The organism is Bacillus sp. SM2101 (genome assembly GCF_018588585.1).
Taxonomy (GTDB): domain Bacteria; phylum Bacillota; class Bacilli; order Bacillales; family SM2101; genus Nanhaiella; species Nanhaiella sioensis.
Genome location: NZ_JAEUFG010000003.1, coordinates 48,782 through 75,249 on the forward strand (window position 1 = coordinate 48,782; position 26,468 = coordinate 75,249).

19 protein-coding genes are annotated in these 26,468 nt (G+C 36.6%); 5 read left to right on the plus strand and 14 right to left on the minus strand.

Annotated elements, in window-relative coordinates; all coding sequences use genetic code 11:
- Positions 1-61: 61 nt before the first annotated feature.
- Positions 62-1,798: an ABC transporter ATP-binding protein gene (locus JM172_RS03850; protein ID WP_214480775.1), complete on the minus strand. Its 1,737-nt coding sequence runs from the start codon at positions 1,796-1,798 to the stop codon at positions 62-64.
- 656 nt (positions 1,799-2,454) lie between these two features.
- Here JM172_RS03850 and JM172_RS03855 point away from each other — a divergent pair.
- Positions 2,455-3,729 (plus strand): glycosyl hydrolase family 18 protein, encoded by a 1,275-nt coding sequence (locus JM172_RS03855; protein WP_214480776.1) that lies wholly within the window; start codon positions 2,455-2,457, stop codon positions 3,727-3,729.
- A gap of 312 nt (positions 3,730-4,041) precedes the next feature.
- Here the strand turns inward: JM172_RS03855 and ssb are convergent, their stop codons facing one another.
- The 5 genes from ssb to JM172_RS03880 all read right to left on the minus strand — a co-directional run bounded on the left by ssb (position 4,042) and on the right by JM172_RS03880 (position 10,401).
- Positions 4,042-4,383, minus strand: a complete 342-nt coding sequence (ssb, locus tag JM172_RS03860) for a single-stranded DNA-binding protein (RefSeq protein WP_214480777.1) — start codon at positions 4,381-4,383, stop codon at positions 4,042-4,044.
- A 487-nt stretch (positions 4,384-4,870) separates the two neighbouring features.
- Positions 4,871-6,289 (minus strand): glycoside hydrolase family 18 protein, encoded by a 1,419-nt coding sequence (locus JM172_RS03865; protein WP_214480778.1) that lies wholly within the window; start codon positions 6,287-6,289, stop codon positions 4,871-4,873.
- A 514-nt stretch (positions 6,290-6,803) separates the two neighbouring features.
- A complete protein-coding gene (locus tag JM172_RS03870; RefSeq protein ID WP_214480779.1) occupies positions 6,804-8,294 on the minus strand; it encodes a HAMP domain-containing sensor histidine kinase in 1,491 nt (496 codons plus the stop codon).
- The gene (locus JM172_RS03875) at positions 8,287-8,967 is read right to left on the minus strand and encodes a response regulator transcription factor (RefSeq protein WP_214480780.1); all 681 of its coding nucleotides are present in this window, start codon (positions 8,965-8,967) and stop codon (positions 8,287-8,289) included. Before JM172_RS03875 ends, JM172_RS03870 begins: the two co-directional genes overlap by 8 nt.
- Positions 8,968-9,510: 543 nt before the next feature.
- Positions 9,511-10,401 (minus strand): GNAT family N-acetyltransferase, encoded by an 891-nt coding sequence (locus tag JM172_RS03880; RefSeq protein WP_214480781.1) that lies wholly within the window; start codon positions 10,399-10,401, stop codon positions 9,511-9,513.
- Between the two features lie 449 nt (positions 10,402-10,850).
- On the opposite strand from JM172_RS03880, the gene JM172_RS03885 reads away from it, so the two are divergent.
- The gene (locus tag JM172_RS03885; protein WP_214480782.1) at positions 10,851-10,988 is read left to right on the plus strand and encodes a hypothetical protein; all 138 of its coding nucleotides are present in this window, start codon (positions 10,851-10,853) and stop codon (positions 10,986-10,988) included.
- A 339-nt stretch (positions 10,989-11,327) separates the two neighbouring features.
- On the opposite strand, the gene JM172_RS03890 is transcribed toward JM172_RS03885, so the two are convergent.
- Positions 11,328-11,903, minus strand: coding sequence for an MICOS complex subunit MIC60 (locus JM172_RS03890; protein WP_214480783.1), 576 nt, complete (start codon positions 11,901-11,903; stop codon positions 11,328-11,330).
- A 230-nt stretch (positions 11,904-12,133) separates the two neighbouring features.
- Between JM172_RS03890 and JM172_RS03895 the strand changes: the two genes are divergently transcribed.
- Positions 12,134-12,541 (plus strand): hotdog fold thioesterase, encoded by a 408-nt coding sequence (locus tag JM172_RS03895; protein WP_214480784.1) that lies wholly within the window; start codon positions 12,134-12,136, stop codon positions 12,539-12,541.
- 105 nt (positions 12,542-12,646) lie between these two features.
- On the opposite strand, the gene JM172_RS03900 is transcribed toward JM172_RS03895, so the two are convergent.
- From JM172_RS03900 to JM172_RS03920, 5 genes are all read right to left on the minus strand, one after another.
- Positions 12,647-14,701: a M4 family metallopeptidase gene (locus JM172_RS03900; protein WP_214480785.1), complete on the minus strand. Its 2,055-nt coding sequence runs from the start codon at positions 14,699-14,701 to the stop codon at positions 12,647-12,649.
- A gap of 1,023 nt (positions 14,702-15,724) precedes the next feature.
- Positions 15,725-18,289: a M4 family metallopeptidase gene (locus JM172_RS03905; protein WP_214480786.1), complete on the minus strand. Its 2,565-nt coding sequence runs from the start codon at positions 18,287-18,289 to the stop codon at positions 15,725-15,727.
- A gap of 656 nt (positions 18,290-18,945) precedes the next feature.
- A complete protein-coding gene (locus JM172_RS03910) occupies positions 18,946-19,284 on the minus strand; it encodes a hypothetical protein (protein ID WP_214480787.1) in 339 nt (112 codons plus the stop codon).
- 484 nt (positions 19,285-19,768) lie between these two features.
- The gene (locus JM172_RS03915) at positions 19,769-20,386 is read right to left on the minus strand and encodes a TetR/AcrR family transcriptional regulator (RefSeq protein ID WP_214480788.1); all 618 of its coding nucleotides are present in this window, start codon (positions 20,384-20,386) and stop codon (positions 19,769-19,771) included.
- Positions 20,343-21,623 carry an MFS transporter gene (locus tag JM172_RS03920; protein ID WP_214480789.1) on the minus strand — a complete coding sequence of 427 codons (1,281 nt, stop codon included), beginning with the start codon at positions 21,621-21,623 and terminating at the stop codon, positions 20,343-20,345. The genes JM172_RS03915 and JM172_RS03920 overlap by 44 nt, the downstream gene beginning before the upstream one ends.
- 612 nt (positions 21,624-22,235) lie before the next feature.
- Here JM172_RS03920 and JM172_RS03925 point away from each other — a divergent pair.
- Together JM172_RS03925 and JM172_RS03930 are read left to right on the plus strand one after the other, a co-directional pair.
- Positions 22,236-22,490 carry a helix-turn-helix domain-containing protein gene (locus JM172_RS03925; RefSeq protein ID WP_214480790.1) on the plus strand — a complete coding sequence of 85 codons (255 nt, stop codon included), beginning with the start codon at positions 22,236-22,238 and terminating at the stop codon, positions 22,488-22,490.
- A gap of 78 nt (positions 22,491-22,568) precedes the next feature.
- Positions 22,569-23,057: a competence protein ComK gene (locus tag JM172_RS03930; protein ID WP_214480791.1), complete on the plus strand. Its 489-nt coding sequence runs from the start codon at positions 22,569-22,571 to the stop codon at positions 23,055-23,057.
- Positions 23,058-23,199: 142 nt separating this feature from the next.
- Here JM172_RS03930 and JM172_RS03935 read toward each other — a convergent pair whose 3' ends face one another.
- Together JM172_RS03935 and JM172_RS03940 are read right to left on the minus strand one after the other, a co-directional pair.
- Entirely contained in the window at positions 23,200-23,574 is a 375-nt protein-coding gene (locus tag JM172_RS03935) for a hypothetical protein (RefSeq protein WP_214480792.1), read from the minus strand.
- Between the two features lie 404 nt (positions 23,575-23,978).
- Positions 23,979-26,390, minus strand: coding sequence for an S-layer homology domain-containing protein (locus tag JM172_RS03940; protein ID WP_214480793.1), 2,412 nt, complete (start codon positions 26,388-26,390; stop codon positions 23,979-23,981).
- Positions 26,391-26,468 lie beyond the last annotated feature (78 nt).

A 26,468-nucleotide genomic window follows, 5' to 3' on the forward strand; every position in this document is an offset into this window, starting at 1 on the left:
TTTCAACCGCGACCCCATTCACTTCATTCATGTAAGGATTTAAAGGTATAGGTCTATTTGTTCAGACCCCCAACTGGTGTGTCGCGAATTCGCGGTACATGTTGTGCGTTTCAAATAGTTCAGCGTGTGTACCTTTACCGGTCATAATGCCTTTATCTATAAAGATAATTTGATCAGCATCAACAACGGTAGATAGCCTGTGTGCAATAATTAATGTCGTTCTACCTTTCATTAAATTTTTCAATGCTTCCTGTACGACAATCTCCGATTTACTGTCTAAACTAGACGTTGCTTCATCAAGCATTAATATTTTCGGATCCCTTAATAGTGCTCTAGCAATTGCAATTCTTTGCCTTTGCCCTCCGGATAACTTAATTCCACGCTCCCCAACTTCCGTCTCATATTTCTGAGGAAGTTCTTCAATAAATTGATCGGCGAATGCCATCTGTGCTGCTCTGCGTAATTCAGCTTCACTTATTTCATTTTCCGTTCCATAAATGATATTTTCCTTAATTGTTCCTGCGATAATCGGACTTTCTTGAGATACGTAACCAATCTGATTACGCCATGATTTTAAAGAAAATTGATGAATCGGCTCTTCCCCTAGTTGTATGAATCCATTTGACGGTTTATAAAACCTTTCAATAAGTGAAAATAATGTCGTTTTTCCACTACCACTCGGTCCGACAATGGCTGTCACTTTTCCTGCTTTTACTGAAAAACTAATATCCCTTAAAATATCCTCCCCATTTTCGTATGAAAAAGTAAGGTTTCTCACATTTATTGATTGATCAACATTTGTAACAGTTGACCCGCTCGTTACGTGCTCCTCATCATGGTTTAAGATATCAATGATCCGTTCTGTTGCACCCATTGCTTTTTGAAGCTGAGTAAAGAATGCTGTAAATTGGCTCATCGGGATAATAATTTGGATTAAATAAAGGATAAATGCTACTAAATCTCCGGCAGATAATGCGCCTGATGCCACTCTCAAACCACCATATCCCATAATAACAACGAGTAAGGCCATTAACACAAACGACATTAAAGGTGCAATTAAAGCCTGTACTTTTGCCTCTTTCAACCCAAACTTGAATAAATTATTGATACCCCTTCTTCCATTCTCAAGCTCAATAGATTCTGCATTAGAGACTTTTACAAGTCGAACTTCAGAGAGTACTTGACTAAGTACAGTTGTAAACTTTGCTGTTTCATCCTGTAAATCCTTTGATATTTTATACATTTGTCTCCCTAATGGTAGTAATATAAATAGGGACACTGGTACTACCAGCAGCATTATCAAGGTCATTTTCCAATCAAGATACAGTAATATGGCAACAGATCCTATAATTGATATAACGCCAGTGACGAAATTGGTTAAGTGATCCGTGATTAGCTCCTTGACTACTGCAGTATCGTTAGTCATTCTACTTATTGTGTCTCCTGTTCGGTTTTGGTCATAATAACGTATAGGAAGCACTAACAGCTTTTTCCATAACCGTTCCCTTATCTTTGCTACGATAGATTGACCTATATAGCTTAGTAGATAAAGAGAAACTCCTCCTGCAATTGCCTGAATGACGAATGCTACAATTAACAAGACGACATGAATTTGATTAAATGACGACAATGAAAATTGATCAACTAAGTTTTTTGTAAAAAGGGGGATCGCCAGTGAAACAATTGTCGAGAAGATACTCATCACCATCGCAATTGAGATTAATAATTTGGATGGCTTTGTCTCCTTAATAAGAGCTGAAAATAATCTCCAATCCCCTAATTCCCTTTTCTTTTCCATCTAAAGCACTCCCTACAATAAAATGTTTATTAAAAAGGTGTTCTTAATATCATCGAATGCGTTTGTTATAAAAGATATGGTTTATGTACAATTACTACGTTTATAAAGAAGAGAATGTTTCAAAAACCGTGTTGTTTTTTCACATTGATGTTGCTTTTCGTTCAAAGATAGAACCATGTAGTCAACTAGCGTTCGTGGCATCTTTTTTACTTATAGAATTATTGAGCTCTCATAATACTCGTCATACTGTCCATTTGTAATAAAAATTGCAACAAAGTTTACGAAAAGAGCCTAAAAAACAACATATCCTCAACTCACGAATGACAAGTAGGTTCGAAGGTTAGTATATTGAGAAAGTCCTTACATTATTAATTCTTTTCCTCTCTTTTAAGAACTTCATCTTTACACTCTCTCATCAGGGGGCTCCCTAGCATAGTAATCTAGTATGTATTATAACCATTTCTAGCAACATTTAATAAAAGTTATGAACACGCAACATGAAAATAATTATTATAACTTTAACACTTTAAGATCCCAAAAATAGTGGCATATTTTTGTTACGTATGAATAGTTTAAGATAGATGGGTTATTGTGTACTTTTATGAGCGAATTAGACGATGTTGTTTGATTATGTGAAGCATTCGGGAGGTTATGAAATGATTATATACACGGTTAAGCAGGGAGATTCTATATATTCCATCGGGCAAAAATTTAGAGCCTCTTATCAAGATATTATGAGAGTGAATGGTTTAGAAAATGGTAATATTGTTCCTGGTCAGTCGCTTCTTATTAGACAAAATGTTTATATTGTACAGCAAGGGGATACTTTATATAAAATATCCGAAATGACGAATGTTTCTACGCAAGCATTAATAGATGCAAACCAAATCCAGAACCCGAATATGATCAATCCAGGAATGCAACTGACACTTCCAAATATACCTAGCTATTCAGCTGACAGTGTTGGATATGAATCAATCATTACAGCTGACGAGATGGGCTATGTAACATTAAGAGATCCTATTCCTTTAGAAGAAGAATTAACAACCTTTGCACCGTGGCTTAATTATGTCCCTTTATTCGATTATCAGTTACAAGAAGGCGGTAATCTTAGTGACCTTGATGATGAAAGTGCCATCCGAACAGCACGTGAAAATCGAATTGCGCCATTAGCAACGGTCACCGCTTTTAATGCAGACATGATTCATAGAGTATTATCATCCGCAGAAAATACGCAAAGATTAATAGATAATATTTATCAAATCGTATCAAGTAAAAATTATTCTGGGGTAAATATTGATTTTGAAGCTGTAACTGAAAGAGACAGAGACTCATTTTCCGAGTTTTGTAGATTGCTCAACGACCGTATGAAAGTGGATGGGTACCTTACGACGATCGCAGTTTTGGCAAAGGAATCTGAAGCATGGCATAAAGGGCTAGATTATCAGGCAATCGCACCATCAATGGATTTTGTATTTATTATGGCATATGATTGGCATTGGAGATTCAGCCAGCCAGGGCCTATTGCGCCAATTAAACGAGTTCGCACAGTACTTGATTTTGCTATTACACAAATTCCTAGAAACAAAATCGTTTTAGGAACGGCTCTATATGGCTATGATTGGACAGTACCGTTCACACAAGGAATGAGTGCACGTGCCCTATCATCACATGCGGTCACAAAAATTGCAATGCAATATCAAATTCCAATTAGATACGATGTTGAATCAGCGTCCCCATGGATCGAGTTTGTTGATGAAGAAAACAAAAGACGTATCGTCTGGTTTGAGGATGTTAAAAGTATTAATGAAAAGTTCAAGCTAGTTCGTGAGTATGGATTAGGTGGAGTAGGCTTCTGGCAAATAAGACTTGAGTTTCCACAGCTGCCAACATTAATGAGTGAGATGTTTACAGTTGAACATATATTGTAAGTATTCGTGAATTAGTATTATTTTCTCATTGATCGTTGTTTTTCGAACAATAATAGATACATGTATAGCTCTAAATTTCGTGACATCTTTTCTACTTTAAAATATAAGCGTGTATAATAGCACTTCTTCTGTCTATTGCTAACAACAATAGTAACTTAGTTTTTAAGAAGAGCCTAATGCGCAAAAAAATACCAACCAAAATAGGTTGGTATTTTATATTGGAGATACATTGAAGAAACTTTTTGTCTTGAGGATCGTTGAAGAATATGAGAGGCATTGTGTAGCGAGGATCTATTTGTTGGGGGGTGTCTACTAAATTGCAATTGATTCAGGTTTTTTAACATCCATGAACCGTACTGATTCAGCAATGACTTCAGTTACATACACATTTTTCCGTTCTTGATTTTCGTAGCGTCTCGTTTGAATTCTTCCAGTAATTCCAACGATCGACCCTTTTTTACAATACGTCGCTGTATTTTCAGCAGCTTTTCTCCACACCGTACAATTAACAAAATCAGTGTCGATCTCACCCTGAGCATTTTTATAATTTCTATTTACCGCCAAAATAAAGTTTAATACAGCCGTCCCATCATTCGTATACCGCATATCAGGATCTTTGGTCATGCGTCCAACGAGTATGACCTGATTTATCAATTTATTAGCCCCTTTCTTATTTGATAGTCCCATCATACCTAAGCCGTTGCATGTAAGTAAAATGTCCAATTTTGCATTTTTATCACACAAAACGTGTCGAAAATGCAATTTCTGTAAGTGAAAATGGCTTATTTGCACGTCTAACAAACATAAAAATACAAAATTAGCATAGTTTAAAATTTTTTTTAAAGGTTTTTAAGCTTGTAACAGAAATTAGAAACCACCACCGTAGAGAAGTGAGAAAGTACTAAACACCATAACAAAAGAACTCTTAACAAAAATCGCTAAGAGTTTCTTATAATTGACTGTGTATTAATTGATGCTTTTCGCTCTATGATATAAGTACGTATACATGCTAGCGTTACATTATTTCTACTTTGACCATGATTTATCTCTCATAATACTCATCATACTGCTCATTTTTAGTACAAACAGTAACAAACTCCCACACGTCTACACGTCAATTATGACACTTCGATTATGTTTCCTAAATATGTTTGTGAGCTTTAAAGTTGCTATCAAGTACATACCAATTTTGTGGAAATGGCAATCCAAGAACCCAGTAGAACAAGCCTCTTAAATGATACTCCTTCACTGTGTCTAGCTTTGCTTGAATGCTGCGTGCATCTTCAAACCACACTTCATGATGTGCTCCTTCTTCATCGTAATATCTAAAAAATGGTGATTGATATGTTGGATCATATTCAATAGTAGCACCGTACTTTCCTGCACGTTCTACCGCAGCTTGTGGACTTAATGTCGACGCAGACGTACCTTGGACGAAAGGAATGTTCCAGTCTCGACCATATAAAGGAATTCCCATCAAAATTTTGTCTCTCGGTATGACAGTAACAGCGTAATCTAATACTTTTCTCACCGAATTGAGTGGTGCTATGGCCAACGGTGGTCCACCAGACCATCCCCATTCGTAGGTCATTAAAAAGACCATATCAACGATTTCGCCATGAGCCTGATAGTCATGCGCAGCACGAAGTAAATCTGACTCTGTGCCTGTTACTTTCGGAGCTAAAGCTGTTGACACCGATAAGCCTTCAGGATGAAGTCTTGCAACTGTTTTCCGAAGAAAATTATTATAATTCTCACGATCCTCAGGATATACAAATTCAAAATCAACATTCAGCCCCGCATAGCCTTTTTCCTTCATCGTTTCTAAAATATTTGTAATCAATGTATCTTGTAATTCTTCGCTTGCAAAGATCGTCGCAGTTAGGTCTGAATCAAAATTCCCTCCAGAAAGGTTCGAAATAACCATTAAGGAACCAATATTATATTTCTCAGCTGCCTCTATGACTTCTTTATCACTTAATGTTGAGATCGTACCATCTTCTTTTACCGCATATTCAAATATTGATAAATAGGTTAGTAGATTTCCTACTTCATCAACGAGCTCGACACCTCTTTCACCCATTCTAGTAATGTACGCATTTACATCAGCTAACTGCTTTACACTTTCTGGAATGCGTAACACTTGACCAGGGAAAATGAGATCAGGGTTCGCAAGCTGATTTGCAACAGCTATGTCCTGAACGCTTACCCCGTATCTTTGCGCAATCATCCAAAGCATTTCGCCTGGCTGTACGACATGATGTAAAGCTACAGGGATGGTTAAATACTGACCTATTTGAATACGATTTGGATCAGCAATCGCATTCTTATCAATGATTGATTGGACACTGACACCATACATTTGAGCGATTCTCCAAAGATCTTCACCTGGCTGTACGACGTGTTGGCGTGTCGGCGAAGGAATAACTAGTGCTTGACCAACAACTAGCACATTAGGATCTTTGATTCCGTTCGCCTTAATAATTTGGTTTATATCAGCACCATACCGCTGTGCAATACTCCACAAAGCATCCCCACTTTGTACAACATGGATTTGCATATCATATCCTCCTTCACACAATTCTTCTATATACAACTGTTCAAAAAGGCTGATAACACATTCATTGTTGTTCTTCCAAAAGACTGTTTGAGCATTAATTGTTGCTTTTCGTACTAAGATAAAAGTACGTATACGTCTAGTGTTCGGAGTATCTTTTCTACGACTGCTTGCTCTTCAGTTGCTGTCCCTTTTTTGAACACTCATTATAATGTATTCGGTGATTATTCCACTTATTATTTAAACTCCAATAATTTTTATATATGCTGATTTTATAAGTTGATAAATTATTATATGGAGCATAACTTGAGGAAATTTAATACTGCTGCAAAAGCAGCTATACTCCAACTAAATAAAGGTTATAAGGTGTAAGAATTAGCTGGAGGAATTGCAGCTTGGAAAGCATGAACTTCCCACTTGATGCAGAAAATTTAAGCTGTGGATGTTTGTTTTTTGTCCATAAGAATTTAACTCGTTTTTATATCAACCCCCACTTGCTAATTATTGTGGGGGTTTTTCAAATGTTGATTTTTGGGATATCCTCCTCCCTCTTGGTCGTTGTTTTTATAGGAAGTAATAAGGTAAAGGTACTTCCGTCATTTGAGCTCTCTTTTAAGAACAAGTCTCCGTGTTGAGCATTGGCAAGAAGTTTACTAATTGGTAAGCCAAGACCTAAACCTCTCACTGTATTTTTTTGCACTTTGCCTTTATAGAAGCGCTCGAAAATTAATGACTGCTCTTCCAAAGGGATACCACATCCACTGTCAATGATATCAATCGCAATAAAATCTTTATTTGGCTCGTATATTTTCACTTCAATCTCTTTTGAGGATGCATGCTTACTATTATTTAGTAAGTTTATGATGATTTGCTGCATACGATATGGATCTCCGTATGCAAAAAGAGGTTTTTTAGAAGATAAAACTTTGACTTGAATGAGATGGTGTTCATCATTAGTCATCTTCCATTGATCAGTCATTTCCTGTATGAACTTATATATATCAAGTTGTTCACAATTTACTTTTATTTCGCCGAGAGTAAATGAATTAAAATCAAGTAAATCCTCCACCATCAGCTGTAGCCTGCGTGCTTCATTTAACGTAATATCCAAAAATTCTTGTTTTTCATCACCAGATACAATTTGATCATTCACAGCCTGCACTAAACCACTAATTGATGCAATGGGGGTTTTCAGTTCATGTGTCACACTTGCAAGCAGCTCTGTTCTCATTACCTCTAATTGTTTAAGGCGGGTAGTCATTTCTTTAAATGATTCAATTAAGTCATAAAGTTCTTCCCCTTGTGTATCAGTAGCTAGGTGAACATTATAATTCCCATCTTGAATTTGTTTGGCAGCTTTAGAGACTTGTAGAATAGGGGATATAATCTTGTTTGATAACAAATAGATAATGATCAAGCCTAATATCGCTAAACTTCCTAGTAAAATAGCTAGTAAACGATATTCTTCATCCATTTGTCTTCCCATTGAGGAAAATTCTTCTTCTGGTACAATGATGGCTACTGCTCCTATGGAACGATCTTCATATTCAATAGGTGACGAAATAACATATGACAACCCTAACAAATCGAATTCCACTTTCTCAACTTCATTCATTTGAAGCAAATTTAATTGACGCTCTTCTGGAGAAATAGTTGATAATCCACGCGGAAAATTCGGATAAACGACTTGCCCATCTTCATCCTGAATTATGATCATTGATCTAATATCCAAACGATTTAATCTTTTAGGATCTTGAATGATTTCTTCTATTACGCGGTTAAACAACGGAGAGCTACCTTGTATTCTTTCAATGTTTCCATCTTCAGTTACTAAACGGTCTGCAACATCTGCAACGAGATATTGTGCTAATTCTAACTTATTTCTAATAGCTTCATCCTTAATCCAAACAACCGAAGCAATACCGATCACTGTTAGCCCAATGATCAAAGTAACTAAATACCTACTTACTAAATAGTTCAATAAGGGAATGCGCTTATTTTTATTCATAAACACTTAGCTGATACCCCATTCCCCGTAACGTTTTAATTTCACCTACAGATGAATCCCACTCTTTCAGTGATTTTCTTAAGCGCTTAATTGCTAAATCTACCGCTCGGTCACTTCCTTCATAATCAATGCCCCACACTTGCTCTATCAGATGCTCTCGCGTAAATGTTTGATTTGTATGCTCTGCTAAAAATATGAGTAATGCTAGATCTCTAGGTGTTACGTGAACCTCAGTTCCATTTAATAGAATTTGATGTGAGCTTGTGTCGATTGCTAAATTTCCGAATTGCTTCACCGTGTGATCTTCAATAGACTTTGACCTTCTTAATACAGCATGCACTCGAGCAACTACTTCTTCAGCAACAAATGGTTTTGAAATGTAATCATCTGCACCGTTGTTCAGCCCTTTTAAACGCTGATTAATATCTCCTAATGCTGTAATCATAATTACAGGACATGAACTCGTCTTCCTAATCATCTGTAAGACATGCCAGCCATCCACATCAGGAAGCATAATGTCTAATAGCACAAGTGAAGGCCTATGTACCTCAAATGCCTGAAGCGCATCCTTACCTTTCTTCGTATGTTCCACTTGAAAGCCTTCCTTACTCAAGTACGCACGAAGAACTCGTGCAATCGGCACCTCATCTTCAACTAACAAAACTGTATTCATGCTTCACCGCCTTTTCGGGTCAGTCCCCTAATGCTTTTATGCATTACGACAACGGGGTACTGTCTCCAATCGCAGTAATGCAGTTATTTATGAATGTATGACTCGTGTTAAAGCTGTTGATTAAGCCATTGTTGTAGGGTACGAGTGGGGCTATACAAAACCTTATATGTTACTTAGACTATTTTTGTAATTACTGCATGTTTGCAAAAAAACACATGCCTAAAAATTGACCTCATGACATCATTTCTCTTATCGATAGCTGTTGTATAAACCTCGAGCTTCTCTTCACATGAAGAACAAATTGCAATATCATTTACGCAAACAACGCTACGTACACGTACGATAAGCTAAATATAAATCATTTATTGCTACCCGATTTTTCTAGATGTTTACATATATTTTATTTGATAATTATGGAAGAAATGTTGTGGAATGATGTGATGTTATGTGATAATAGCAAAAGCTTATAAGTCCCACTTATAAGCTTTTGACTTTTGCATATTAATTTTTTCTCTTACTAAAAGATAATCTACTTACTTCTTCTTATTCTTCGAGCATGATTTTTTTCATATATACTTGTTCTACGCTCTTCTCAAATCCAGCCTCTTCAAGAAATGAGACTACCGATTGATTCGTAGCTGCTAAATTGACTGTAATTCGCTTTATTTTTTGATCAAACGGAGCAAATAATTGCGATAATAAACTTGCATTAATTTGTTGTCGGTCATGTCTATGAGGTGCTGCTTCACACTGATACAATGCTGTTGTGACATGAACGCCTTCTTCATTAAAAATACGCTTAAATAACGCATAGCCTATACTTTCACCAGTATGATCATCGACCGCAATGAATGCTTCTCCATCCCTCACGCTCTTAAACTGTGTTTGCCAGCAATACATATTTTTATAAAATGATAGGTTTTGAACTGCTGGTGGAACAGTTTTAATAAAGTTGTATGTAGCTAGGTGTTCTTCAAAAGGATTCGAGTCAAATGACCCTTCATGGGCGATAAATAGCAAATTATCTTCAATCTCATACCCAAGCTTTTTATACAAATGAATCGCTTTTTCATTTTCTTTAATCGCTTCTAATGTTGCGATTTCAACACCCTCTTCTTCATAGATTGCTATGGTTGCTGCCATCATTTTCTTCCCTACACCTGTACCTCTATATTGTGGTGCAACACCTGTTCCACCGTTCCATGACACCTTTTTACCATTGATGTTTCTTATGCCATTTAAGACAATGCCGATAGGTTCCTTATCATCAAAAGCAATAATTGAATAGTTGGCAGACAAACCTTCCTGTGTAAGTCGATTCAAAAATGAATCAATAGTCATCTGTAAATCGGTAAAATACCCTGTAAACCCCTCATTCCAAGCAGTAACTGCATCCTTTACAGAACACTCAGTTAAACGTTTAATCGTTATCAATATAGACACCCCTTTTATACCCTTACTCAAAAGCTTGTTTAAATACACATGCATTCAACTAAGGTTCGTGGTCAATGAACTACAAACTTCTTTCACTTCACATAAGGAACAATAGCTACAAAACTTAGTCTATCCCTTTTCACTCAATCTATTAACGGTATGCCTTTAGTTTATAAATAATCCCCCTATAATAACAAGTATATTTCCTTAGTAGCATAAAAAAGTTCAGCAATGTTTAATAACACATAAGTACACATTTAAAGTAGTTGGAAGTGAAATAACGTTGCGGTACTACATAATCGATGCAGCAATAAGCTGTTCAAAAAACTAACCTAATAGCATCGATCTTCTCTTTCTTGGACGAATCGTGACAACAGCAAAGCAAATGTATGTGACGTTACGAGCTATATTTCGATGTGAAAGAAGAGTTGAGTAGGGAGGTAATATAAATGATATTTAAACAAAGCGTTGCAGAAATCAAAAACACTCCACTTACTGTTTCGCCATTTCAATTTAAAATTATAAGCATCATTATCGGAATATTTATGGAGGAATTTCTTACAAAACATTTTTTCCTACGATACTGACATCTCTCAATATATCAATTGATATAAACCAAATGACTGAACAAAAAAGTAGGATAAATTCAGAATGCTATCCTACTCCATTATATTGAGATATTTGGTAAGGGAATTACAGTAACATCATCTGATCTACCAAACTTATAGCAAAATGAACAAGCTTACCAACTCATTTTTAAAAGATATTATGTTATGGTAGATGATCATACAATCGCTTTTCAACATTTAACAAAAGAAAGTCCACGCAATCAATAAAGCGGGACTTTCCTTATAAGTAACATATTCACTTAAACTATGATGTTATCCTCTTTGCTCGAACGAGTTTGCTAATTGTATTTGTCTAATTTATTCAGCTATATTACTCTCTAGCTGATCAGTGAATGCAGTGTATTCATCTAGCATCGTTGATAACGTACTAGTAATTGTAGCTTCATCATCATTTGCTACTGCATTATCTAAAGATGCTTTCAATTCTTCCATCTGCTGTTTATGCTCTTCGTGTAGCTGTTCATTTTCTTCTTTTTGTGCAGACCTGTTTGCTTTATATTCCTCGCATAACTGCTTAATGGCCTCTTGCCCTTCTTCACGAGCAATTTCACCATTCTTTATTTGGTCTTTTATGAGTTGTTTTTCGTCTTCAAACTCCTGCTTTTGCACTTCAAGATTGTCTTGTAGCTTTTCTTTAGCTTCCTTGCGTACTTCAATCGCAGCATTCCATGCGTCAAGCTGATCTGGAGTACGAGCTTCTACAATTGCCAGAATTTTTGTTGCCTTATCTTCATCTGAGATTTGGTTAATGCTTTCATTTTCTTGAATAATCGTTGATTGTTCACTTTCTACAGGCTCCTCTGCAAACACAGAAGCCGGGAGCATCATCCCTAGGACTAAGCTACCTGCAAGTAATTTCTTTTTGGTTAACATTACTAACACTCCTCTTTCATTAAAATGATTAAGACTCGATCGAGCAAATGATTTCATAACCTTTCATGCTGTCTGTTCTATACAAAATAAGGTTTCGATTATATTCTAGCAACCAAATATGCGACAATTGTTGTTAAAATATGTGAATTTATGTGATAAGAGAGTGAAAGAATTGGTAAATTTTTATAAGTTGTGTGAAAATAAAAGAAAGAGCATAAGGGGGAGTATTCATGAGCAACGGATTAAATTTTGAACATTCGTTAGTCAGTCATCTCGGTATTGAAATAGTAGAAGTGAGTGAAGAGCGCACTGTCGCTACAATGCCTGTGGATGAACGAACGTGTCAGCCTTTTGGAATTTTACACGGTGGTGCTTCTGTAGCTCTAGCAGAAACCGTCGCAAGCTTTGGGGCTTTCAACCTCATTGATCAGGAAAAAGAAGGCTGCGTCGGTCTCGAGATTAATGCAAACCATATACGTGCCAAAAGAGGTGGTGTTGTGACCGCTATCGGTACACCGTTACACCGAGGTAAAAAAACACACGTATGGGAAATTAAAATTGTGGATGAACAGGACAAATTAATTTGTATTTCTAGATGTACGATGGCCATCGTTGAACTAGATAAAGTAAGCTTCTAATAGCGTCTTTTATATAAAAAGTCCCCCTCACATGTGAAAATATGAGGGGGGTGGCTTAGACATGTATGTTCAATATGGTTTACCTACCTATAACTTTATGCCATTTTATGGATAAGTAATAGTTAGTGTGTATGGGCTTGTACTAAATACACCATCATAACCAACGACTGCTACGTATAATTTTTCACCAGCAGATGCCGTATAAGTAAGTGATTCCGCAAGTGTGTTTACATTTTGTGATGCGGTTATTGTTTCTCCGCGACGATTTAATAAATATAGGTCATAATCATCTGGTACATTTGTTAAATCTACAGTCACTTGACCTCTAGCTCCAGCAGTGAATGTATATACATCTAAATCATCAGCAGAAGAGATATAAGATGTATATATTTCTCCACTTTCTACAGCGTGTGCAGTGCTTAAGGTATCATTTGGCTCAAAATTGTCACTAGAAGCTGCTTGTGTATCATCAATTCCTACAGCTGTAAAACCACTTTCTATTGCCTGATATTCAACCCCATTTGCTCCGTATAAATCTTGGGCAGATTGCAATAAAGCATTTCGTGCATCAATAAATTGAGCTTGCGATGTTAAATGAGTTGTTAAAGCACGGTAATAGATATCGCCAGCTTTTTCAAGACCAATTGCAGATGCAATATTGTAAAATGCTTTATTCGGAATTCCACTATTCGTGTGAACCCCTCCAAAATCCCAATCAAGTGCGTTTTCATCGTTTTTCACGAGGAAATCGTCCATATGATCCGGTTGTCCATATAATGTCGGGTTTGCAACACTTCTTAATGCATCTCCCGCTATAGCAGGTGTATACACATCCTCACCTAACAGCCAGTCAGCTGCTCCGTCTTGTTCTGCTTCGACGAGTACACCGAACACGTCAGAAAATGATTCATTCAGAGCCCCAGGTTCATATTCATATATGAGATTAGCGGATGTGTCCGTAACCGCATGTGTAAGCTCGTGTGCAACAACGTCTAATGAGCCGGATAATGATGTAAATAGTGATCCATCACCGTCTCCATACGCCATCTGTGTTCCAGTCCAAGCAGCATTGTTATAGTTCGTGCCAACGTGTACACTAGAAATAATATTACCACCTTGATTATCATAGCTGTTACGATTATGGTTATTTAAGAAATAATCATATACAACTCCAGCGTATACGTGAGCATCAACACCTGCACGTTGAGTAGCTGAATCAAAGACGTTATCATCATCCGTTACATATACACCAGGTTGCGGGTTAACTCTTAACAACGGGCTAAAAGTATTTTCGGCATCATATGTTGCGATAACACCATTCATAGACTTCGAAGTATCGTATAAATAATACGTCCCGTCTTGTTCAAACGTGTTCACTATTTTTGCATCACCAAGCACGCCTGTTCCAGTCCCTACTTCAGCAGCATGTTCAATTCTATTAAATGATCGTAGTACTTCTCCTTTTTTTGCATCAATATAAAAGAATTCACGACCAATGTATGGTGCATGGAATTGCAATTCAACAATATAAACTGGCATCCATTTATTTTCATGCTTATAAAGATAAAGGTCAGAAGCGGGATCTTTCGTATACGTGTCTGCTTCTGGTGTAAAAGCTAACTTGCTTTCAGCGACCTGAATTGCATCCTCTGCGGATAGCTTCACAAAATTACGCCAATTCTTCTGTTCAAGCTTTGGCTCTACTTGACCAATCATGGAAGTGATGATACCATCACCATCAACTTGAATGAGCATTTCTGATCCATAAACTGGAATACCATCAACAGTCAGCTGAGTACGATATTGCGTCATACCAAGATCATCAGTTACTGTTTGCTTAATCGTAAAATCTCCAGCTTCTAAATCAAATACCTGTCTATTCTCATCAAGGAATGTTAGCACATCAACATTTTGTGCTGATAGTTGACCTGAAATATAGCGTGGAATACCCTTTTTCTCATCCCAAGAAACTCGGAATTTTCCGTTAGATTTTTCTTTCATTTTCTCTAGCTTCTCTAGCTGTTTTATTTTTTTGTCGATCTTCTTTGTCGAATTTTCTGTAAGTGATTTTGCATCAACAGTGCCTGTAGTTGGAACTAACAAAGTACCTAGTACTAATGAGGCTGCTAGAACCGTTGAAACAACTTTTCTCTTTTTCATAGATTTCTTCCTCTCAGTATAAATTTTTCTCTATATGTGCGTGCATTGACATATCGTCAATCACAAGAGTATTTATGTGATTACTAGGATATAAATCGATACCTATTTATACCTCAATGTTGAATCAGACAAGCCATGTAAGCATAAAAAAACTATCACAATCGTACTCAAGGTAGACACATAAACTGAATTAGTGAAGCTAATCAAATTAGTTCTAGTTAACTAGCAATTTCTCTTACACCTATTACGGAACGTTTTACGTGGAAATAAACATTCACATAAAGATATTGTTCAATTATAGGCCCCGGGATATATATATTATCACAATAATATACATGACAAAAAATCTGATAATTTGTCATGGTTCGCCAAAATTTGCACATTTTATAAGGATTTCTCTATTTATCTTACTATTTTGACGACTTATATAAATATATTTATAGTTATATTTATAAAACAATATAGTATTTTTACTCATTAGATAGGCTGACTACGTCACTCTGTATGCGCATTAATTGTTGTTTGTCCCATTCATGTCCGTAGCACTTTTCTTCATTAAATTAATTACTAACATAAACCCATTACTTGCTGTTCTAATGTGGTAAATAGCTCAAAAGCATACATAAGGATGTTTTTGCATTAATTGTTAATATTCGTACTAAGAATTACGTATTACAGCTATGTTCAAGGCACCTTTTGTTCATTAAAATAATTACTACCTTCTACTATTTTAATGAACTTAACCATAACTACATCGTTTATCTATGGTCATCGCATAAAATACTTCTACCTACTCTCACCTAAGTGGCATTAGCAAAAAAACCTTCTAATAGGTTGTCAGTGCAGTCTGTACAACAGAGAATGATTTAAAACTGTACCTTAATTACAAACTTAAAAAAGCCCTTTACGTTAAAAAACCTACAAGTACGTTACGTACTTGTAGGTCTGAGTAAACGGCTTACCAACCGCCAATTTATTCAAGTTGTCAGTATAAGAAAGGGTATATGCATATTCTAGCTAACCTTAGTTTCCTCCGTTACCTTCCTCTTCGCTACCTTCTTCGTTGCCACTTTCCTCGCCTTCACTTACTTCTTCTTTTTCCTCACGTTCTGGAGCAACGTAAGCTTCTGGATCAGGCTTATCTGCTTCTTCTATTTCATCATAAAATGCTTCTGTGGCTTCTTGGTCAATTCCTTGTACGAGTGGTGTATCGCTGAAGTAACCGACTTGATCAATTGTATAGCCGTACGCCGTAATACTGAAATCTGTATCTAATGTCGCATTAATTTCATCACCATCAACTACAACCCAAAATGCATTTTGCGCACCATCATACGATGCTACAGTTGCACCACTTCCGTCTGTAATATGAACAAAATCATATCTTGCCTCTGTTTCAAATGCTGAAAAATGGATGGCTACTTGTTCGGCACCTGCTTTTTGATACGTAAATGTATCAGTGAAATTGTTAGAATATGGGTGTGGTGTATCATAGCTCGCATTTTCATAGAACCATTCACCTACTGTCGTCGTTTCTCCCGGGAACGATGCCGTTAAGGAATATGGGCTCGTGCTATTCGCTCCGTTATAGCCAATTACTTTCACATAGAATGTATCAGCACCAGAAGCTGAGAAAGTAATCGACTCGTTCGACGTTCTTGCATTTTCAGATTGAGCTACAGTTGAACCACTAGCATTTAGTAAATATAAATCGTAATCCTTAGGAACATTTGTTAAATCCACTGTGATGTCTCCCGCACCACCAGTTGTGAACGTATAGAAATCTTCGTCATTTGAAGAAGAAATGTAAGAAGTGTATATGTCACCACTTGTTATACTGTGAGCCTCACTTAATGAATCATTTGGCTCAAACGTATCATTAGGTATGGGACCACCACCGCCGATTCCAACTGCTGAAAAGCCATCAGCAACTGCGTTATACTCTGTACCATCTTCACCGAATAAGTCAGCAGCTGATTGTAACAGTGCGTTACGCGCATCGATAAACTGAGATTGTGAAGTTAAATATCTTGTTAACGCACGGTAATAAATGTCTCCTGACTTATCAAGTCCTATCGTTGTCGCGATATTATAGAAGGCTTTGTTAGGGATACCACTATTTATGTGAACACCGCCCCAGTCGCCTTGTTGAGTATTTGGTAATACAACAAAATCATCATAGTGAGCAGGCTGGTTGTATAGCGTTGGATTTGAAATACTTCTTAATGCATCACCGCTTATATGAGGGGTATATACTTCCTCACCTAATAACCAATCTACTGAACCTTCATAACCAGCTTCGACAATAATACCAAACACATCAGAGAATGATTCGTTTAAAGCACCAGGCTCAAACTCATATACTAAATCAGCAGAAAAATCAGTTACCGCATGTGTTAACTCATGTGCAACAACATCTAATGATCCTGACAGTGCTGTAAATGTTGTGCCATCTCCATCACCGTATACCATTTGAGTACCAACCCATGCCGCATTATTCCACGGTCTATTTAATGCATCAGGGTCACGAACGTGAACACTTGAAATGACATCACTACCTCGATCATCATAGCTATTACGGTTATGCACATCTTTAAAATAATCATAGACGACACCCGCATAATAGTGTGCATCTACTGCTGCTTTATGACGAGAGGAATTGAAGTTGTTATCACTATCGGACACAAGCGTTCCAGTTGCCCATTGATCCCCAGCATCAAACGTTTCAATTTTGCCACTTGCCTTCGTACGATCAGATAAATAGTACGTCCCACCTTGCTCATACGTATTAATCGTTTTCGTATCACCTAATACTCCAGTACCAGTTCCAACCGTTTCTGCATGTTGGAGCTGGTTAAACGACCTCAAAACTTCACCTTTCTTTGCATCAATAAAGAAAAATTCACGTCCAAAATACGGCTCTAGGAATTGCAATTCAACAACATAAACAGGCATCCATTTGTTTTCATGCTTATATACATAAAGGTCGGAAGCTGGTTCAGTCGTATACGTATCTGCATCAGGTGTAAAGCTTAAGCTTGCTTCAGCTACCTCAATCGCATCCTTTTGTGAGAGCTTAACAGACTTACTCCATTTTTTATTCTCAAGCTTTGGCTCAACCTGGCCATTCATAGCTGTGACAACACCATTAGCATCTGTATGAACGAGAAGCTCTGCCCCATATACAGGAATTCCGTCAACAGTTAGCTGCGTACGATAATGTGTCATACCTAGCTCATCTGTTGATACATCGTTAATATTAAACTCTCCAGCCTCGACATTAAATACATCCTTATTCTCTTCAAGGAAACTTGAAATATTGGCGTTTTTATCTGATAGTTTACCAGATACATGGCGTGGAACGCCCTTCTTTTCGTCCCATGACACTTTAAATTTCCCGTTTTGTTTTGTTGTTTTTTCACGTAGCTTATCTAGCTTTTTCTGCTGTTTTGTCTTCTCCTTCTGTTCTTTAGACACTTTTTCTGATTTTACCTCTACTGATGCACTGCCTGTTGCTGGAACGAGTAACGTACTTATTGCTAATCCTGTTGCTAGTGCTGATGAAACAATTTTTCTGTTCTTTTTCATTTTTCTCCTCTTTTCTCTTTTTTTAGTGAGCCCCTTCAAAGGATTTTACAAAGTAATCAAATGTGAAAAATATGAATAGAAGTTGCAAACGTATCTGGAACCATAAAATTGTAAAACTTTCTATACAAAATTAGCCCACATGTAAACTTTACAAAATTCAAAATATTTGTTCAATACATTTTGCCATAATTGAATAATTCCTCCTATAAAGACATGAATATACATTTTTCCACGTTATTTTTATAGTCATATAGTTTGATACTAGATCATTAATAGATATACTGGACATGGGCTTTCATTGTTTAAAACAAGGTGGTTAACCCATTCTATCTTTGTATATAAATACATTATTTCTCTCATTTACAACATTATGGTGTCAACGCACAAAAGTATAAAAGTAGTTTCACAAAGCAAACAAAAAAAGAGCAATCGCCATAATAGCACTGCCCTCGTCAATGAACGACGTTATTAAAGCTTTTTGTCGTTTCATGAAGAATGTCATCTATTTATGTAACATACTTATGATCGTGGCAAAATGATGTAAACACGTTACTTACATTTCCAAAAACTATTATTTCAACATAATGGATGTATGATAATAGACTTATGACCAGTGAAAAAGCACTACGCTTTTTTGCGGTCCAAAAAGTCTTTTTTTATAAATTTTTTGCTAATGGTACGCTAGTTTCTACTCTGCCCTCAACAATAACAACACTCTCTATTTCTTTTGCCATTTCTTTATCAATTTCAATAACAAATGTTCTCGGTGTTGCATCACTCGTACAAGGACCCTTCGTCGAGGATAAAGAAACAGTGATCGATTTGTTATTAGAGCTTTGCTTCATACTTTTTATGCTGTATGGACAAGTGCCAGACTCATGAAATCCAATGAAAAAAACCGCCTTCTCGTTAAAGTCTACAAGTGGCATTTCATCTTCAAAATTGAATAAATCCCATGTTTCTTCTAAAGCTGATTCATTCACAACTTTGCTCACTAAGTAATCACTGTAAGGCGTTTCTTGTCTCTCAAATGCTATTTCATAAAAATTTATTGGTAAAACTTTTTACTTGATATTGCGTTCATGCCATCCTCTATATTGTTATTGCAGCCAAATAATAATAACATCGTTATGCCAAGTGTCAGTATAGGTTTATAGTCTGTTGTCACATCAATCACTCCTCATCACATGAATTAGACGTCAAGCATAAATAAAGGCTGATTTTGGAACTTAGAAAAACACGTAAACATCTAGTAATCGTTGCATCTTTTCTTCTATAGAAGGAAAGACTTCAGCTGCATAAATCCAATTTGCTGTTCGCAAAAAAGCCTATAGACTTTTAAAATGGAACATTATATATTTATAAACAAGTAGAGCACACAAAAAAGAGCATATGCCTAGTCACATTGCTCTTAGCTTAACCATTTAGATCATTTTCTTCACGAATTTCTTTATCAGCAGCAATAACATAACCGAGTAGCTAGTTCTGAACAACCCCTAATGCTTGCGTAAGGTACATTTTCAAGCCTTTAAATTGCTCAATAATATGTGCTCTTTCGTAGCCAACCATATGTGTATGTAAGTATAAGCCGTCTGTAATATTGCTAAGAAAGAGCACAATAGCCTCTAACGGTTGTATTGGCTTGAACTCACCTGTATCGACACCAATTTGTAAAAAGTCTTCTAAGACCTTCATATTTCTATCCACTCTTAACTGTAAAAATGGTCCTCTTTCCTTGTATCTTGAGCTCATAATAAAATACTCTGATTGAACTATGCCGAATTCGCTTTTAAGACTTTTTAAATTGCCCTCGAACTCATCTAAATAATAGCAAAGGGCTTGCCATATCGTTTCGTAGTCACTTGCAAGTTGATTAAAGTAAGCGCTAAATTTTTTATCTCTATCGTCCATAATGGCTTGAAACATTTCATCAGTGCTTGAAAAATATTTATATACTCCTCCGCGACTAAATTCCGTCTCATTAACGATATCAGTCATCGTCGTTGACCCAAATCCTTTTTCACAAAATACCTTTTCTGCTACGTCCAATATTTCACGACGTCGTTTCTCCTTGTAATCGTCCGTGACCTTTGGCAACTCGATCCCTTCTTTCTAAAAATCTTGTTATAATAAATGTCGCGATTCCTACAATTGTTAATAGGCTTCCTGACAGAAGAATTGCACTAACTACACCAAATGCTTCAGCTAACAGCCCACCCATAGCCATACCGATGAGTGCTGCAAACGTCGTCATACTATTAATCGTTCCGAACACTCTACCACTTAATTGTACAGGAGTCGCTTTTTGAGCGCCAACGTTAAATGAAATGATAATGATTCCTGCTGATGTACCCGCAATAAAAAATAAGATTGGAAAGATAATCATAATCATTGATGCCGGTAGATGAATGAGTAACGGAAGCACAGCAAAGCATAAGCCCAGAACAGTCGCACCTACTGCAATCGCAAAATTGATTGGTAATGACTTCTTTTTCCGCGTAAGGATCGCTGATACGATGAACATGCCCGCTCCACTCGCAGCCATACAATAGCCTAGTAGATCAATCGTATTACCATCTATATCGCGAAATAAAATGACGAGCTGCGAATCTGCAATTTGTAGCACGAATAGTGACAGACTTAGCACGATTAAGCCAAATAACAAACTCGGAAAACCTTTTAGAAATTGAAAACCTTCCTTCAGTTGACTTAAAAAAGCAACCTTTTGTTCAGCAGGCTTAGCTTCAACCTTCTCGTAAGTACTTCTTTTGATGCCTATAAGTAATAGTGCAGATACAATAAATGTTGCCGCATCAATATAAAATGCCCAGTAGATACCAGCCGTTGACACGAGAACACCACTGATCATCGGTCCAACAATTTTACTTCCATTATCAATCATGCCACTAATCCCCATCGCCTGCTGCATTTGTTCATCATCTACAATTTCCTTCAGCTTGCCGTTTTTCGCTGGTACAAATAAACTACTGAAAGCCCCTTTAATAAATAATAAAACATATACTTGCCAAAGACTTGTTACGAAGACGAAACCAATGACTACGAGACAGCGAACGATATCTGATAGTATCATCATTTTCTTGCGGTCAAAGCGATCTGCGAACACACCAGCTAATGGACCGAATAAGATCATCGGCAGTGCCATACTGAGCATGACACCAGCCATTTGTAATGGTGATACTTCCCACTTCAAACCGACTAATGCCATTAACGCAAGAATGTCTAACCAGTCTCCAAAGCTTGATACGAGCTGTGACGCAATCAAATATACGTATTGCTTATTTTTTAACAAACTGTTTTGTTTTGTAGCTTCCATTGTTTAATTCCCCCTAATATTTATTATAAAGTGACATCACCGTCACTAAGTGACAACCTTGTCATTTATTATAAGTGACACATCCGTCACTTTCAAGTATTTTTTTCAATTATTTGTTATTTTTTGTACACAACCAGATTTTAAAACGCTGAAAATGGCTTTAAACGTTATTTTGATGCATGTTTACGAAAGAAGCGTTTCTATTTTTTAAAGACTCTTTTTGTAAACTTTATTAATTTCTTCACTTACATGTAAGTAGCTGATGTGTTTTAGATGACTTTCATAGTCTTTAGAATGATAGTTATATTCGTGGTTAGCTTTTATTGCGAAAAGAAACAATTACTGCGAAAACAGCCTATATAAAGGCTTTTTTCGTAAGCTTTGTTTTGCTATTGTTATTAAATTGGTACCATAATTTCACAGAAGCAAAGATGCCGTGAAAGCTAGTTTTGTACGTGTATGTTTCTTCATACAACAAACAACAAGCATTGTGAAAAACAACCTTTATTAAAAAGTTCTCTTTTTTCCTAGTTATTTACATTTAGAGTCTTATAGGACGTGTTCTCTCTCATTTTTCCATTTGATAATAGTCTTAAAAAAGGAGCGAAGCACTTGGAAGAACGAGAGAATTTCGGAAAAGCTGTAGGTAAGTATGTGAGATTAAGAAGATTTAGTAAGGAGTTAACGCTAGAGGATCTAGCGGAAATTACAGATCTTGATGATAAAAATCTAGGAAAAATAGAACGTGGAGAAAAAATCCCGACGACGTTTACTCTTTATAAGCTTCATAAAGGCCTAGACATGAGTGTTGACCGCCTCTTTGAACATGTAACAGCTGAACTAAAAGCGTTAAACGACAATAAGTAGAAAAGTCTCTATCTCCGCTTGATTAGACTCGCGTTTCCCCTACCTGCTATTACCCTCAATAAAGGAGTGTCATTTCCTATGGAAAAAATATTACAAGAGTATGACATCAATCAAAGCACAATGATGCTATTACCCGCTACTCATTGTGACTATGACACCATTGTTTACGAACAACAACAGCAATTGGCAATTGCTAAAACACCGCTACAGCTCGTCAAAGCAGCTTGCTTAGAAGGAGGTGCTACCTATGATGGCAGGCGCAAAGCTATGACACATCTAACCGGCTCAAAGCAGAAGGTTCCCATACCAATTAACCCCCAATATGATATCTTCGCTTTTCCTACGCAGTCCCCACATCGCTTTGAAAATAGCTGGATTTTCTATCATCACATAAAATCTATCAAACCTTATGAAGCTCCAACAAATACAACTATACAGTCAATTGTTACCTTTACAAATGGCGAGCAGTTGCAAATAAAAGAGTCTCACTATATTGTTGAGAAACAAATGCAACGAACAGCGATGTGTATTATAACGTTAGCTAAGAAGCTTCCTATCTCCTTATGAATTGCTAAGCAACTATTCATTGCTAACCTTTCATATGTCGAACACAATAAAAAAACCTGTAGAGTTTCTCGACAGGTTTCCTAAATGATAGACTATTCAGTTAATTGCAAGTGTGCGCTATACTTTATTTACCTTCAACTCGTTATGCTTCTAGCTTCTGTGTTTTTGATTTTCTCAAAATACCCAGCTTCTGTGTTTTTGATTTTCTCAAAATACCCATCAAGCCTGCTGGAATTAGAAATAGGGCAGGAACAACGCCGAATAAACTAATAGATATTAAAATTGCAACACCACTAAGTAACATGAGCCAACCGCCTAGTTTGGCTTTAAACTTCACAACGATCGCTCCTATTATTCCAAGTGCACTAAATAAGAAAGCACTTGCACCTAGACTGCTTATTTCACTAGATCCAGAAACTACTTCATCTACTGTACCAACAAATAAAGCAATAAAGGCACCACCAAATCCTAGTAAACCACCAATAATCCCTAGAATCATTTCAGTTATTCTACTCATAATTAACCTCCTTTCATCCAATCTAAGTATAATTTACCATAAATGTATAAATTAAGTGTTGTTTTATTGTGATTTTTCTAAAAATTTTGTGATTACATAGTGATTTTCTACTAAATTAGTAGCATTTAGTTTCTCTTAATATGCAGTAATAAAATAATTAAACGCTGAATGAACATACCAGGTAGTTAGCTCAAGCATATTATTTGATAAGCGTTATGATAATCATTTGAATGGTTCTAACTAGATACCTAATACTAAATTCAATAACATCATTTATTCAATCGTAGCAGCTGAGACTTTTATAGATAGATAATTAAAAATAATGCTAACAATTAGCATAAAAAGAGGAATAGCTTCTTGGTTTGAGCTATCCCTCACTTAAACACAACTTGTTTATTAGTTTTTTAAAATTCTCCTAATTTCGTTAGTAGATTATAAAGTAACACGGCAGCTTGAGCTCTTGTTGCGGAATCCTTTGGTGCGAATGTTCCGTCTTCTTTTCCTTTCAGTATTCCTAGTTTTGCAGCAATAGCAACGGAGTCTTTTGCATATGCCTCAATCATATGAGCATCAGTAAAAGTTAGCTCAGTTGATACACCTTCTAATAAAGCAGGTTGCTTATAAGTTACTGCGCGAATAATCATTGTAGCCATTTGTTCACGAGTAATATTTTCATTAGGTCCATATGTTCCGTCAGCACGACCTGTAACAATTCCTGCTCGCTGTGCTGCTTCGATTTCAAGCGCACTCCACGTTAAACTTTCAGGAATATCTGAAAAAGTTCCCTTATACTCTTCCGTAGGAATATTTAATGCTCGGACAATTAATACAGCAAATTGAGCTCTTGTAAGATTATCTCCAGGGGCATATTCATTTGTAGATTTTCCTTTAATAATTGCTCTTGAAGCTAATACCTCAATTTGATCTTTCGCCCAATCCCATCCTACAATATCAGCAAACGTTTTATCATTTGTTATAGCAGCATACTTTGAAAGATGCATCGTATAAAATACGACTAAATCATCTTTCACTTTACCACCAACATATTCCCACTCATTATTTTTTTCATTTAAGTAATAACCCGCTACTTTTCTTGTATCTTCTACAAGTGATCGATCAAACTGTATGCTTACCTCAATAGGTTCGTTAAATTCGGTTATTGATATTTGCTTATCATTAACGACAGAATGAATAGTAATATCAAACACATCTGAAACAATTATTTGTCCTTCTACTACCTCTGGTGCTGTAATATCAGCAGCCTGTCCTATTTTGACTGAAATAAGAACATCCTCACCTGCGATTTCAGTAATCCCTTTAATCGTTTCTGGTGATAACTTTATCGTTGTTTTGCCAGTATTAATAACTAATGATTTGCTATTTTTCACAATTTTGTTCAGTATTGTTTTCTTAATTTCAGCACTTACCGTAGTTGCATTTTCAGCACCTGAAGCTTCAATGTCAATTTCAATGTCTTTTTTCGTCTCATCATTAAGATCATCAATAATATCTGATTCTTCTATGACTACCTTCAGCTCACCTTCAATCACTTCACTGCCTTCCTCATCTTCTGTAGGATTTCCAGGCTTTGGAATCCCAACACCACCACTTCCAGACCCAGGTGTTGGTTCAACTATAAATGAGGTCGTTTCTTTTATCCCAACTGAAGTGACTTCAACACTATACGTTCCTAAAGTTTGATCAGCTCCTAAAGACCAAGTTGAGCTATATGTTCCTTCATTATTTGTTTTCGCCTGATCAGTATAGATGATCGCCCCTGTTGAATCCATCACTTTAATCGTTACAGTAATTTGTTTCGCAGCACTTCCATCTTTTTTTACTTTTCCAAAAATAGAAACACTACTACCTTGAGCATACTTAGTTTTATTTGTTGATACTGTCACTTCTTTTAAAGGAACCTCATCCACTTCTTCTACTTCAAAGGTAGCTGTATCAGTTACATCAACCGCAGTAACACTTACTTCATATTCACCTTCTGCAGCATTACCCTGAAGTGTATATGTATCAGTGAAGGTCCCTGTAGCATTTGTTACTTCTTGGCCTAATGATTCTATAACTGTTCCATTCTTCTTAACAGTAATCGTAACAGGTATTTGTACAGCTGGCTCTCCATCTTTTGTAACCGTACCAGAAATCACAACAGCTTCTCCTGGATGGTATGTATTTGAGTCAGTTCCAACTGATACAACGACTACTTCTTCAACAGGTACTTCTTCTTCAATGACTTCAAAGCTCGTTGTTGCTAAAGCTTCTCCTATCTCAACAGTTACTACATGGTTACCCAAATCCATAGAACCGTAATTAAAGACGAAATGACCATTATGATCTGTTGAAGTCACATCATTGTAAACTTCATTATTGTCCTGTTCAATTGTTATCGTTACTTCTGCTGCTTCAACTGGTGTATCACCGTCTGTAACAACACCATATATTTCAACCGTATCACCAATGAAATAACTTAATTCATTGGTAGTCACTGTCATTTCATGATTTGGTTCGTTAGGATCGTCTCCTGGTGGTTCATCCCCTGGCGGCTCATCTCCTGGTGGCTCATCTCCTGGTGGCTCATCTCCTGGTGGCTCATCTCCTGGTGGCTCATCTCCTGGTGGCTCATCTTCATTTGTTAGAGGAATGCTATCATTTAACCGTGAATTCATTCCATCCTTTTCTCCTTGTATATAGGCCTCTTTGTCAGCTTCAGCATGTAGGTTGCTCTTACCCTCAGCAAAAACCGGTAAGACACTCCCGAAAATCATCAATGTAACAACAAATATATTAAGAAGAATCTTCTTCAACATTTTCACTCCTTATTTTGTTGAGTAAAAAGTTTGAGAGAAAGAGGAGCATAAAACTCCCCCTCTCTCTAACATTCT